The sequence below is a fragment of the Janthinobacterium sp. MP5059B genome (genome assembly GCF_001758645.1).
GTDB classification, from domain to species: domain Bacteria; phylum Pseudomonadota; class Gammaproteobacteria; order Burkholderiales; family Burkholderiaceae_D; genus Janthinobacterium; species Janthinobacterium lividum.
The window spans coordinates 302,053-314,945 of sequence record NZ_LRHX01000022.1; the positions used below are offsets into that span (position 1 = coordinate 302,053).

Genomic DNA, 12,893 nt, shown 5'->3' on the forward strand with positions numbered 1-12,893 from the left:
ATGTCCATGCTGAGCAACCTGTCCTGGAAACTGAACCGCTTGCGCGCCATGGGGGCGCCCGAGGTGGCGCACCGTGTGCGCGATGCCGTGCAGCAGCGGCTGCAGGCGCGCGGCTATGGCCTGGCGCATGTGCCGCCGCCCGCCGTGCGCCAGCGTTTCGGCGCGCCATGGCTGGGCCTGCCCATCGACGCAGCGCCGCACCTGGCGGCAGCCGAACGCATCCTGGCGGGCCGCTTCGATGTCTTCGCCCTGCGCGATGCGGACCTGGGTTTCCCGCCCGAATGGAACCGCGATCCGAAGACGGGCACCGTGGTGCCGCTGGGCTTTGGCAAGACGCTCAATTACCGCGATGAAGCGGTGGTAGGCGACATCAAATGCCTGTGGGAACCGAACCGCCACCTGGCTGTGGCCGACCTGGCGATGGCGTACCGCCTCGGTGGCGACCTGCGCCATGCGCACGGCGCGCAAGCCTTGCTCGAATCATGGTGGCAGCAGTGTCCGTATCCGCTGGGACCGAACTGGAGCAGCGCGCTGGAACTGGCTTTGCGCCTGGTCAGCTGGTCGCATGCGTGGCATTTACTCGGTGGCATCAATAGTCCCTTGTTCCAGGGCGCGCAGGGGCAAGCCTTCTTGCAGCGCTGGCTCGACAGCATCTACCAGCATTGCCATTTCATCGCCGGCCATTTTTCGCGTCACTCGTCGGCCAACAATCACCTGTTTGGTGAATTGACGGGCTTGCATATCGCGGCGGTCACATGGCCGTGCTGGCCAGAAAGTGCCGGCTGGCTGGCGCAGACGGAACGCGAGCTGGAAGCGCAGGCGCTGAAACAGAACGGCCCGGATGGCGTGAACCGCGAGCAAGCGATTTATTATCAACATACGGTGGCCGATGAAATGCTGCTGTGCGTGCTGGCGGGCCGCGCCAATGGCCGGCCCCGCTCTGCCGCCTTTTTGCAGCGCCTGGAAGCCATGCTGGACTTTATCGCCGCCATGACGAGCGTGGTGGGCGAGGTGCCGATGATCGGCGACGCCGACGACGCGCTGCTGGCGCACTGGGACAAGGCGCCGGGCGCCAATCCCTACACCTCGCTGCTGGCCAGCGGTGCAGCCCTGTTCGGCCGCGCCGACTTCAAGGCCAAGGCGCGTACCTTCGACGAGAAAAGCGCCTGGCTGCTGGGCGAGGCGGGGCGCCAGGCGTTTGACGCCTTGCCGGACGCTGCGCCGGATACCTTGCCGCGCGCCTTCCCCGAGGGTGGCTATTACGTGATGGGCGCCGGCTTTGGCACGCCCGCTGAAGTGCGCTTGACCGCCGACGCCGGTCCCCTGGGCTACCTGGGCATCGCCGCCCACGGTCATGCCGATGCGCTGGCGCTGACCTTGTCCGTGGCGGGCCAGATGGTGCTGGTCGACCCGGGCACGTATGCCTACCATACGCAAAAGCAGTGGCGCGACTATTTCCGCGGCACCAGCGCGCACAACACCGTGCGCATCGATGGCCGCGACCAGTCCGAGTCGGGCGGTAACTTCCTGTGGCTGCGTAAGGCCAGGGCAGAGTGCCTGACGTGGCGCGATGATGCGGATGGGCAATTCTGGAGCGCCAGCCATGACGGCTACCTGGGATTGAAAGATGCCGTGCTGCACCGGCGCGACGTGCGCGTGGCGCCCGGCGCCGCGCTGATCGTGGTCGACGATGTGCTCGAATGCGAGGGCGCGCATGAGGTGGAGCTGTTCTGGCACATCGATCCCCGCTGCCGCGTGCAGCTGGACGGCCAGGTGCTGCGCGTGGCGGGCGACACCTTCTCGCTGGAAATACATTTGCCGCCGTTGCCGGATGCCTCCGTGCAATTGGTATGCGGCAGCGAAGCTCCGCCCCTGGGCTGGGTTTCGTACCGCTTCGATGAAAAACAGGCTGCGCCTGTGGTGGTCTGGCGTGGGCAGCTGCAAGGTGCGGTCACCTTGCGCACGCAGTTTCACCTGAGTTTGGCTACCCCTGATCTGTCAGAAAATACGAGGAAAACATGAAAATTAGCATATTTGGTTTGGGTTATGTGGGTGCCGTTTCGGCCGGTTGCCTGGCAACGGATGGACACGAAGTCATCGGCGTCGATCCGAACAGGACCAAGGTTGAGCTGATCAACCAGGGCACTACGCCCATCATTGAAAAAGACATCGGCGAGATGATCGCCGCCACCGTGAAGAGCGGCCATTTGCGCGCCACGTTCGATGTGCGCGACGCCGTCTTCGGCTCGGACATGTCGCTCATCTGCGTGGGCACGCCCTCGCAGCTCAATGGCAACCTGGACCTGAGCCACGTGCGCAAGGTGTGCCAGGAAATCGGCGCCGCCATCCGTGAAAAGGACAGCTTCCACGTCGTCGTGGCGCGCTCGACCATGCTGCCTGGTTCCATGCGCTCGCTGGTCATTCCGACCCTGGAAGCGGCGTCGGGCAAGGTGGCCGGCGTCGACTTTGGCGTGTGCAACAACCCGGAATTCCTGCGCGAAGGCACGGCTGTCTACGATTACTACAATCCGCCGAAGACGGTGATTGGCGAATCCGATGAAAAGGCTGGCGCGCTGCTGGTGCAACTGTATGCAAAGATGGACGCGCCGCTGGTGCGCACGGATGTGGAAACGGCCGAGATGGTCAAGTACACGGACAATACCTGGCATGCCGTGAAAGTGGCGTTCGCCAATGAAATCGGCAACATCTGCAAGGCTGTCGGCATCGATGGCCACACGGTGATGGAAATCTTCTGCCAGGATACCAAACTGAACCTGTCGCCGTACTACATGAAGCCGGGCTTTGCCTTCGGCGGCTCGTGCCTGCCGAAAGACGTGCGCGCGCTGACCTACAAGGCGCGCAGCCTGGACCTCGATTTGCCGCTGCTTAACTCCATCCTGCCGTCGAATCAGCGGCAAGTGGAAAAGGGCATCAAGATGATCGTCGACAAAGGTGCGCGCAAGGTGGGCATCCTGGGCTTCTCGTTCAAGGCCGGCACGGATGACTTGCGCGAGTCGCCGCTGGTGGATGTCATCGAGTATCTGCTGGGAAAAGGTTACGAACTGAAGCTGTACGACAAGAACGTCAACCTGGCCGCCTTGACGGGTGCCAACCAGGATTACATCCTGAACATGATCCCGCATATTTCCAAGCTGATGGTGGACAACATGCAGGACGTGCTCGACTTTGCCGACACCATCGTCATCGGCAATGGCGCAGCCGAATTCAAGAGTGTGCCGGGCAGCCTGAAGCCGCACCAGCACATCGTCGACCTGGTGCGCATCAGCAAGGAACAAAGTGGAGAACAGTATGACGGCATCTGCTGGTAACACCGTGGCAGGCCAGCCGCGTCGCGTGCTGATCCTGGTGGAAAACCTGCCCTCGCCATTCGACCGGCGTGTGTGGCAGGAAGCGACCACTCTGCATGCGAACGGCTATGAAGTGTCGATCATCTGCCCGACGGGCAAGGGTTACGAGTCGCGCTACGAAGCCATCGACGGCATCCATATCTACCGCTACAACCTCCCGCTGGAAGCGGAAGGGGCGAAGGGCTATCTGGTCGAATATTCGCTGGCGCTGTTCCACACTTTCCGCCTGGCGTGGAAGGTGCATTTCGCGCGCGGCTTCGACGTCATTCACGCCTGCAATCCGCCTGACCTGTTGTTCCTCATCGGCGGCTTCTTCAAGTTGACGATGGGCAAGCGTTTCCTGTTCGACCACCACGACATCAATCCGGAACTGTACGAAGCCAAGTTCGGCCGGCGCGATTTCTTTTATAAATTGATGGTGCTGTTCGAGCGCTGGTCGTTCCAGAGCGCCGACGTGTCGATCGCCACCAACGAGTCGTACAAGAAGATTGCCATCGAGCGGGGCGGCATGAAGCCCGAGGATGTCTACGTGGTGCGCAGCGGGCCCAAGCTGGACCGCTTGCGCGTGCTGCCGCCCGTGCCGGAGCTCAAGAAGGGCCGCACTTACCTGGTCGGCTATGTGGGCGTGATGGGCGCGCAGGAAGGCATCGATCTGCTGCTGCAGGCGGCGCAATACATCGTGCAGACCTTGAAGCGCGAGGATGTGCAGTTCGGCCTGGTGGGTGGCGGCACGTCGCTGGAACAGATGAAGCATATGGCGCAGGACATGGGTATCGCCGACTACGTGACGTTTACCGGGCGCGTGCCGGACCAGCAATTGCTGGAAATGCTCAACACGTCCGATGTGTGCGTGAACCCGGACGTGGCCAACGACATGAACGACAAGTCGACCATGAACAAGATCATGGAATACATGGCGCTTGGCAAGCCGATCGTGCAATTCGACCTGGTCGAGGGCAAGGTGTCCGCGCAGCAGGCGTCGCTGTATGCCTTGAAGAACGACCCCATCGACATGGCGCGCAAGATCGTTGAATTACTCGACGATCCCGCCCGCCGCGAGCAGATGGGCGCGTTTGGCCGCCATCGCGTGATCAACGAGCTGGAGTGGGAATATGAAGCGCCCAAGCTGCTGGCCGCGTATGCGCGCCTGTTTCCCGCCGCCACGCCCGCCGTTTCAGTGACCTTGAGCAAGGATGGCGGCGGATAGCTCCGGACAACAGCGCCGTGCGCGGCCTGCTGATCGTCTGAAGGATTATAGTGTCGAGCGTGCATGCTCCTCAATAAACTGTTTGCGAAGTGAAACCATGAAAATTTATCCAGTCATCCTGTCCGGCGGTTCGGGCACCCGTTTATGGCCGCTGTCGCGCGCCGTGTTGCCCAAGCAGCTGTTGCCGCTGGTAACGGACAAGACCATGCTGCAGGAAACGGCGCTGCGCGTGCAGAGCCTGCCCAACCGCCGTGCCGGCGATAGCGGACTGGCCGATTTCGAGGTCATGCCGCCGCTGGTGGTGTGCGGCAATGAGCACCGCTTCATGGTGGCCGAGCAACTGCGCGAGATCGGCTTGCCGCCGCTGGGCATTTTGCTCGAGCCAGTGGGACGCAACACGGCGCCGGCCGTGGCGGTGGCCGCGCAATACCTGCTGGCCATCGACCCGCAGGCGCTGATGCTGGTCTTGCCGGCCGACCACGTCATCACCGACGTGGCTGCGTTTCACCAGGCTATCGCCCAGGCGGCGCTGCTGGCGGCCGATGGCGCGCTGGCCACCTTCGGCATCGTGCCGACGGCGCCGGAAACGGGCTATGGCTATATCCGCAGCGGTGCGCCCGTGGCGTCGGGTACGGCGGGCTGCAAGGTCGAGCGCTTCGTGGAAAAGCCGGACCTGGCCACGGCGCAGTCGTTCCTGGCCGCCGGTAACTATTTCTGGAACAGCGGCATGTTCATGTTCCGCGCCGAACGCTATCTGGGCGAGCTGGGGCAATTCCAGCCCGCCATGCTGGCCGCCTGTGAAACGGCCGTGCGCGACGGCTACCGCGACCTCGATTTCTGCCGCCTGGAAGAGAAAGCCTTCGCCGCCTGTCCATCCGATTCGATCGACTATGCCGTCATGGAACATACGGCGCATGCGGTGGTGCTGCCTGCCGCCATCGGCTGGAGCGATGTCGGTTCCTGGTCGGCCCTGTGGGAAGTGCAGCAGGGTGATGCCAACGGCAACGTGGTGCGCGGCGACGTGTATCTCGACGGCGTGAGCAATTGCCTGGTGCGCGCCGAGCGCCGCATGGTGGCCGTGCTGGGCGTGCAGGACTTGATCGTGGTGGAAACGGACGACGCCGTGCTGGTGGCGCACAAGGACCAGGTGCAGCGCGTGAAACAGGTGGTCGATCACTTGAAGCAGGCGGGGCGCAGCGAACACGTGCAGCACCGCAAGGTGTACCGCCCATGGGGCAGTTATGAAGGCATCGATATCGGCGAACGTTTCCAGGTCAAGCGCATCACGGTCAATCCGGGCGGCAAGCTGTCGCTGCAGATGCACCATCACCGCGCCGAACACTGGGTGGTGGTCAGCGGCACGGCGCAAGTCACGTGTGGCGAGAAGGTGACTTTGCTGACGGAAAACGAATCGACCTACATCCCCATCGGCATGACGCACCGCCTGGAAAACCCGGGCAAGCTGCCCTTGCACCTGATCGAAGTGCAGTCGGGCAGCTACCTGGGCGAAGACGACATCGTGCGCCTGGAGGATGTCTACCAGCGTGCCTGAGGTGCGGTTTTTGCGATACCAGCACCGTGAAACTATTGGCTTAAAGAATGATGCTATAAAGTAACTTTTCATTAAACAATAGTTAACATAAAAAATTGCTTTATGCTATGATTCTGCCTGGTTTGATCAGATAACTCATGCGGACGCGCTGGCGCGTCCGCATTTACGCTCAGTGGAATCGCATGAAGAAAAATACGTATTCGGTGCTGGCCGCGCTGGCCTTTGCCGGCTCAGCTTTATTCGCGCAGGCAGCCTTTGCCGCGCCTGTCGACATCAGTTCCACGCCTGGCGCCGTCAATCTGGCAGCGGGCGGTTCGCTGACGTTTAGCGACAAGTTCAAAAACAATCAAAAGAGCAATTTTTTCAATGACCTGTTCACGTTCAATGTGGCACAGGCCAGCGACCTGAGCGTTGTGCTGAGTTCGCGCAGCAGCAGCGCGACGAATGGCCTGAACCTGACGGGTTTCGGCTTGTACAGCAGCGTTGGCAATACCTTGCTGCTGGGCGGCGATCAGTTGTTGACCGGCATCGATGACAAGTGGACCCTGTCGTATGCCAATCTGGCCGCCGGTTCCTATTACTTGAAAGTCAGTGGCAATGTGGTGTCGAACACGGGCGCGGCTTTCAGTGCGAATGGTAGCCTGGTATCGGCCGTGCCTGAGCCAGGTACGTATGCGATGTTGCTGGCGGGCTTGGGCTTGCTGGGCTTCATGGCACGTCGCCGCCAGAATGGGGCTTGAGTCCTGCCTGGCTGATTGGCATCCTCGTTTGCGTTTCCTTCCCGCAGCTGGCCTGAGCCAGTTGCAGTCCTCTTGGTGAAAAGTATGAAAAAATTCCTGAAATCCCTGTTTGTGGCCGCCATGTTTGCCGGCAGCAGCCTGGCAGCCCATGCGGCGCCGGTTGACCTCAGCCACGCGACTGCGGATCTGACGCAAGATTTGCTCGATTATTCCAGTAGTGAGCTGCTGGGCTCGTTTTCGCTGGCCTCAGGCCAGTTGGCCGGCGCGGGCAATAACTTTTTCAGCGACAAATTCACGTTCAGCGTGACGGGCTTGAATGACCTGAGCGCATTGGCGACGTCGCTCAAGCCGAGCGCCAACTCGGGCCTGACCCTGACCGGCTTCAGCCTGGGTAATGCCAGCGGCATTCTGTTTCATGGCGCGCTTGACCTGATCAACTTCACGGCGCAAGACCAGGCATGGTCGCTGCAGTCCGGTTCCACGCCTTTGGCTGCTGGTAATTACTTCCTGCAAATTGATGGTTATGTTGCCTCGCCAACTGGTGGCAGCTATAGCGGTATCCTGGCCGTCACGCCGGTACCGGAACCGGAAACCTACGGCATGTTGCTGGCGGGCCTGGGTTTGGTGGGATTCGCGGCACGCCGCCGCAAGCTGCAAGCCTGAAGATAAAACATTCTGGATATGAAACGGAGGCTGCGGCCTCCGTTTTTTTTGCCGCCGGCCGACGTGGGGCTATAATCGTCACGCACAGTGGGCGGCTGCGGCACGGCTGCTTCGATCTTCCTCAACGACGATATTGACCTTGCATAAATTTCTCTTCCTTTCGCTGGCGCTGGCCGCTGGCATCGCCCATGCGGATGCACCATCCATGCCGCCGGGATTGCATGCCGCGCAATTGGCTGTCGTGATCAATGACGCCGAACCGAACAGCATCGCGGTGGGCGAATATTACCGCCAGGCGCATGGCATTCCTCCTGCAAACGTTGTGCACGTGAATATCCCGAACCGCCCGCGCAAGCTCAGCGTGGATCAGTTCGCGCAGTTGAAGGAGCGCATCGATGCGCAATTGAAGCCCCATATCCAGGCCGTGCTGATGGTGTGGAGTGCGCCATATGCGGTCGAATGCAATTCCATCACTTCCGCCTATACCCTGGGCTACGATGCGGGGCAATGCGCGAAGACGTGTGACGCCGGCAAGTCCAGTAGTTATTTCAACAGCAATGTGCCGCAACCATTTACGCAGATGGGCATGCGCCTGTCCATGCTGCTGCCCATCGATTTTGTGGAAGAGGCCAAGGCCGTGGTGGATCGTGGAACGGTCAGCGGTTTTTCCGTGCCTGCCGCCAGCGCGTATTATCTGACCACCAGCGAAAGTGCGCGCAACAGCCGTGCCGCTTTTTTTCCGCCGGCCGGAATCGTGCGCCAGCGCAAGCTGACGGTCAGGAACCTGAAGGCCGATGCGCTCGATGGGGCGCAGGACATCATGGTGTACCAGACGGGCATGGCCAAGGTCGCCAAGCTCGACACCTTGCGCTTCCTGCCTGGCGCACTGGCGGATCACCTGACTTCGTTCGGTGGCGATCTGCAGGGGACGGCGCAAATGAGCAGCCAGCGCTGGCTGGAGGCGGGCGCGACGGCCAGCTACGGTACCGTTAGCGAGCCGTGCAACTACTGGCAAAAGTTTCCCAATTCGACGGTGTTGCTGCGGCGCTACCTGACCGGCATGACGGCGCTGGAAGCGTACTGGGGCAGCGTGGCCTGGCCCGCGCAAGGCCTGTTTATCGGCGATCCCCTGGCGGCGCCGTATGCCAGGTTCCGGCGCTGAGGTGGTGTTGATCGATGAAAAAAAAGGCTCTTGCGAGCCTTTTTTGTTATGCCTTGCGGCGTGCGGCAAAGCCCAGTAAGGCCAGCCCAGCCATCAGCATGGCCCAGGTTTGTGGTTCAGGAACGGCAGGAATGGGAGGGACCAATGGGACGGGCACCGTATTGCGGCCCGTATCGATACCGCCGCCGCTGCCACCGCCACCCACGCCGCTGCCGGCTGGCAAACTGCCGCCGCTGCTTGAGGTTGAGCTCAGCAATTGCGTAACGTCTTCCGGCACGTTCTGACGCACGAGCGAGGGTGCGTGGTAGCCATCCCAGCTGGGAAACTCGTCCGCAGTGGCCGCATAGGTAAACTGGTCGATATTGCTGCCAGAGTTGCGGCTCTTTAAGCCTTTGCCGCCCTGGCCGCCATTCATGCCACTCAAACCAGCATCGTCGAACAGGCCAAGCGAGTGCGTGCGTCCGGACTGCGCTGGTTTGCTCAGGTCGGGCGTGGCGTCATTGCCGTCATATTGCTTTGTCTCGCCGACACCGTCGTTGCTGCGGACATCAATGCCGATATAGCCGTCGATCAGCCGGCATGAGCTATAAGTGCTGTCCATATCGTCATTTTTGTTTGCCTTGCCACCGGCGCTGTTGCCGCCGGCAGCCTCGCATCGTTTCTGTTGTTCCGCCCCGGTTTGCGCGCGCGCGTTCTGCGCGTTAACTGTCGCATGTGTCAAGGTCAGCAGCGTGACGAGTAAGAATGATAATTTGAAACTGATCGGTGTGGTCATGTTTGATCTCGCGGAGTTATTGCTGACAGCGTGTGCTGTCTTCGTTGGGCCAATGCGGTACATCGCTGTTGCAGTGCACAGCTGAAAAACAGGCATGGGTTGGGCCCGATACGTTTTCGACTGTATTGCTGGTACCTGGAGTATGGGCGCCAGCAACATTTAAATCGTTGCAAGTAATTAAACTTATTTGTAGGAAATATATCATATTTTGCCTGTTGCTGCTGAGGCGATGTTCTGCAGAATTATTTTTGTTGCTTGGTCGCCACTTTAATGGGCGCCACCTTACTCCATTCGGCTTAATCAAATGTCATCAAGTCGTCATCCCGGGCCTTTAATATGCAAATAACAAGTCTGAAATACTTTTGTTAATTGTGGCGCGCCGGCCGATCATGCGGGACCGGCGTCCTTTATTTACCGACCGGGATCCTCATGCACACCTCGTTTTCCCCCTTGCGCACACCGTTGCGCCTGACCGTCATGGCCTCCCTGCTGGCCAGCCTGTCCGTGCCGGCCCTGGCTGCTTCCGATATCGTCATCAGCCAGGTGTATGGCGGGGGCGGCAATACGGGGGCGCTGTACCGCAACGATTTCATCGAACTGTTCAACCGCGGTGCCAGCCCCGTGAATGTGAGCAACTGGAGCGTGCAATACGCGTCCGCCGCCGGTTCCAGCTGGTCGGTGACGGCCTTGCCGGCTATCGAATTGCAACCTGGCCAGTATTTGCTGGTCCAGCAAGCCAAGGGCGCGGGCGGTACGCAGGACTTGCCTGCGCCGGATGCCACGGGCAGCCTGGCCATGTCCGGTACGGCGGGCAAGGTGTTGCTGAGTAATAGCAAGACGGCGCAAACGGGCACCAGCCCCACGGGCGCCGCCATCGTCGACCTGGTCGGTTTCGGCACGGCCAACGGCTTCGAAGGCGCCGTCGCTCCCGCGCCATCGAATACGCTGTCGATTGCGCGCGCGAATGGCGGCTGCGCCGATACGGACGATAACAGCGCCGACTTCGCCACCGGCAGCGTGACGCCGCGCAATACGGCGTCGCCATTGAATGCCTGCGGCGGCCCTGTCGTGCACCAGATCGTCACCAGCTGCCCAGCCAGCCTGGCCTTGGCCGTGGGCAATGGCGGCAGCGCCGTGCTGCGCGCATCCGACGTCGATGGCGTCGTGAATGCCGCCACCTTGAGCTCGCCGGCCGTGGCCGGCATCAGCCTGGCCAATTTCAGCGCGGCCGGCGTGGCGGGCGAGAGCGCCATGGTCAGCCTGCTGGTGGCCGCCGGAGTGCCGGTGGGAAATTATCCTGTCATCGTGAATTTCAGCAACGACCAGCAGCAAAGCGCCAGTTGCAAGATCGATGTCGCCGTGCAAGGACTGGCTGCCGTCAGCCACACGATCCCGCAGATCCAGGGCAGCGGCGCCGCCAGCCCTTACGCCAATTCCGTGCAAACGACGCAGGGCGTGGTGACCCTGAAAGTGGGTACTGGCTTCTTCATCCAGGACGCGGCCGGCGATGGCGACCCATCGACGTCGGACGGCATCTTCGTGTACACGGGCGCGACGGCCACCACCGTGCAGCCGGGCGAGCTGGTGCGCGTGACGGGCACGGTGGTCGAATACACGCCGTCGGGCGCGAAAAATTCCTATACGGAATTCAAGGACGTGACGGCCATCCTCACGCAAAGCGCGGGCCACGCCATCGTGCCGACGAATGTGACCTTGCCGAACGAGAACCTGGCCGCCGTGGAAGGCATGCTGGTGCGCTTCACGCAGCCCTTGACCGTGTCGCAAAACGCCTACCTGGGCGCGCGCGGCGAGCTGACCCTCTCGGCGGGACGGCGCGAAGTGCCGACCAACCGTTATCCGGCCGGCTCCGCCGAGGCGCAAGCCTTGATCGCCGCCAATGCGAACAACCTGATCGTGCTCGATGATGGCATCTTTGTCGCACCGCCGACGATACCGTACATCGGCCAGGATGGCACCGTGCGCAGCGGCGACACGGTGGCCGACCTGACGGGCGTGGTGGACTTTGGCGCCATCGGCGGTGGCGGTGCCGCCTACAAACTGCAGCCGACGCAGGCGCCGCAATTTTCGCGCGACAACCCGCGCACAGGCAGCCCGGAACTGCCATCAGGCAACGTCAAGGTGGCCAGCGCGAACGTGCTGAACTTCTTTACGACCTTTACCAATGGCAATAACGTGTTTGGCCAGACGGGGCAGGGCTGCACCGTGGGCTCGTCTACCAGCAAGAGCAATTGCCGCGGCGCCGACAACCTGGCCGAATTCGTGCGCCAGCGCGACAAGATCGTCGCCGAACTGAAAGCCATCGATGCGGACGTGGTGGGCTTGATGGAAATCCAGAACAATGGCGAAACAGCCGTCAGTTACCTGGTCGAGCAGCTCAACGCTGCCATCGGCGGCGTCACGTATGCCGTGGTGCCGAAGCCGGCCGCCACGGGAACGGACGCCATCCGCGTGGCCATGATCTACAAGCCGGCCAAGCTGGGCCTGGTAGGCGGCGCCTTGTCGGATGCCAACGCCATCAACAACCGTCCGCCCATGGCACAGACCTTCCGCGCCGGCAATGGCGAGAAATTCTCGCTGGTCGTCAACCACCTGAAGTCGAAGGGCAGCTGCCCTTCGAGCGGGCTGGACGCGGACCAGAACGATAGCCAGAGCTGCTGGAATGCCACCCGCGTGCAGCAAGCCCAGCGTCTGGTGGGCAGTTTCGTGCCGCAAGTGGCGGCCGCTGCCGGCGACGCGGACGTGCTGGTCATCGGCGACCTGAATTCATATGGCGCGGAAGACCCGATCCAGGTCATCACGGGCGCTGGCTTCGTCAATGAACTCGAGCGTTTCGTGCGGCCGTCCGGCATGCCGTACTCGTATGTATTCGGCGGCCAGAGCGGCTACCTCGACCATGCGCTGGCCAGTGCGTCGCTGAGCCCGCAAGTGGCAGGCGTGGCCGAATGGCATGTGAATGCGGACGAGCCGGAAGTGATCGACTACAACATCGACTCGGCCAAGCCGCAAGACTTATACAACGGCTTGCCTTACCGCGCCTCGGACCACGATCCCGTCGTCATCAGCCTGGACTTGCAGCCCGCTTACCGCGACATCACGGCCGGTGTGGCGCAAGCCAGTTCGGGGCTCGCGTACAACCGCGTGACGCAAAAATACACGGGCACCTTCTCGTTCACCAACACGGGCACGAGCGCCTTGAACGGCCCGTTCCAGGTGGTGTTCGGCGGCTTGCCTGCCGGCGTGGCCCTGGCCAATGCCACGGGCAGCCATGCGGGCGCCGCGTATGTCACCGTCAACGCGGCCAGCCTGGCGCCGGGCGCGACAGCCTCGTTTGCCGTCAGTTTCACCAATCCGTCGAAAGTGACGATCAATTATTCCGCCAGCATTTTCGCCGGCAACTTCTAAGGA

General features: G+C 61.7%; 9 protein-coding genes. 8 read left to right on the forward strand and 1 reads right to left on the reverse strand.

Going from position 1 to position 12,893, the window contains the following annotated elements:
• The first annotated feature begins 6 nt into the window (after positions 1 to 6).
• The 7 genes from JAB1_RS27290 (at position 7) to JAB1_RS27320 (ending at position 8,692) form a co-directional block, all read left to right on the forward strand.
• Positions 7 to 2,022, forward strand: a complete 2,016-nt coding sequence (locus tag JAB1_RS27290; protein WP_070282841.1) for an alginate lyase family protein — start codon at positions 7 to 9, stop codon at positions 2,020 to 2,022.
• A complete protein-coding gene (locus JAB1_RS27295; RefSeq protein WP_070282745.1) occupies positions 2,019 to 3,329 on the forward strand; it encodes a UDP-glucose/GDP-mannose dehydrogenase family protein in 1,311 nt (436 codons plus the stop codon). Before JAB1_RS27290 ends, JAB1_RS27295 begins: the two co-directional genes overlap by 4 nt.
• Positions 3,310 to 4,575: a glycosyltransferase family 4 protein gene (locus JAB1_RS27300; protein WP_070282747.1), complete on the forward strand. Its 1,266-nt coding sequence runs from the start codon at positions 3,310 to 3,312 to the stop codon at positions 4,573 to 4,575. The genes JAB1_RS27295 and JAB1_RS27300 overlap by 20 nt, the downstream gene beginning before the upstream one ends.
• Positions 4,576 to 4,672: 97 nt before the next feature.
• On the forward strand, positions 4,673 to 6,127 hold the full coding sequence (locus JAB1_RS27305) for a mannose-1-phosphate guanylyltransferase/mannose-6-phosphate isomerase (protein ID WP_070282750.1): 1,455 nt from the start codon (positions 4,673 to 4,675) through the stop codon (positions 6,125 to 6,127).
• 182 nt (positions 6,128 to 6,309) lie between these two features.
• The gene (locus JAB1_RS27310) at positions 6,310 to 6,867 is read left to right on the forward strand and encodes an FxDxF family PEP-CTERM protein (RefSeq protein WP_034782143.1); all 558 of its coding nucleotides are present in this window, start codon (positions 6,310 to 6,312) and stop codon (positions 6,865 to 6,867) included.
• A gap of 84 nt (positions 6,868 to 6,951) precedes the next feature.
• Positions 6,952 to 7,530, forward strand: coding sequence for an FxDxF family PEP-CTERM protein (locus JAB1_RS27315; protein WP_034782144.1), 579 nt, complete (start codon positions 6,952 to 6,954; stop codon positions 7,528 to 7,530).
• A gap of 139 nt (positions 7,531 to 7,669) precedes the next feature.
• Positions 7,670 to 8,692 carry a TIGR03790 family protein gene (locus tag JAB1_RS27320; RefSeq protein ID WP_343216005.1) on the forward strand — a complete coding sequence of 341 codons (1,023 nt, stop codon included), beginning with the start codon at positions 7,670 to 7,672 and terminating at the stop codon, positions 8,690 to 8,692.
• A 46-nt stretch (positions 8,693 to 8,738) separates the two neighbouring features.
• On the opposite strand, the gene JAB1_RS30445 is transcribed toward JAB1_RS27320, so the two are convergent.
• Positions 8,739 to 9,467, reverse strand: a complete 729-nt coding sequence (locus JAB1_RS30445; RefSeq protein ID WP_070282754.1) for a PEPxxWA-CTERM sorting domain-containing protein — start codon at positions 9,465 to 9,467, stop codon at positions 8,739 to 8,741.
• Positions 9,468 to 9,896: 429 nt separating this feature from the next.
• Between JAB1_RS30445 and JAB1_RS27330 the strand changes: the two genes are divergently transcribed.
• Positions 9,897 to 12,890, forward strand: a complete 2,994-nt coding sequence (locus JAB1_RS27330) for an ExeM/NucH family extracellular endonuclease (RefSeq protein ID WP_070282756.1) — start codon at positions 9,897 to 9,899, stop codon at positions 12,888 to 12,890.
• Positions 12,891 to 12,893: the final 3 nt, after the last annotated feature.

Coding starts and splice junctions, on each gene's coding strand:
- JAB1_RS27290 (WP_070282841.1), top strand. CDS start 7: ATGCTGAGCAACCTGTCCTGGAAACTGAACCGCTTGCGCGCCATGGGG.
- JAB1_RS27295 (WP_070282745.1), top strand. CDS start 2,019: ATGAAAATTAGCATATTTGGTTTGGGTTATGTGGGTGCCGTTTCGGCC.
- JAB1_RS27300 (WP_070282747.1), top strand. CDS start 3,310: ATGACGGCATCTGCTGGTAACACCGTGGCAGGCCAGCCGCGTCGCGTG.
- JAB1_RS27305 (WP_070282750.1), top strand. CDS start 4,673: ATGAAAATTTATCCAGTCATCCTGTCCGGCGGTTCGGGCACCCGTTTA.
- JAB1_RS27310 (WP_034782143.1), top strand. CDS start 6,310: ATGAAGAAAAATACGTATTCGGTGCTGGCCGCGCTGGCCTTTGCCGGC.
- JAB1_RS27315 (WP_034782144.1), top strand. CDS start 6,952: ATGAAAAAATTCCTGAAATCCCTGTTTGTGGCCGCCATGTTTGCCGGC.
- JAB1_RS30445 (WP_070282754.1), bottom strand. CDS start 9,467: ATGACCACACCGATCAGTTTCAAATTATCATTCTTACTCGTCACGCTG.
- JAB1_RS27330 (WP_070282756.1), top strand. CDS start 9,897: ATGCACACCTCGTTTTCCCCCTTGCGCACACCGTTGCGCCTGACCGTC.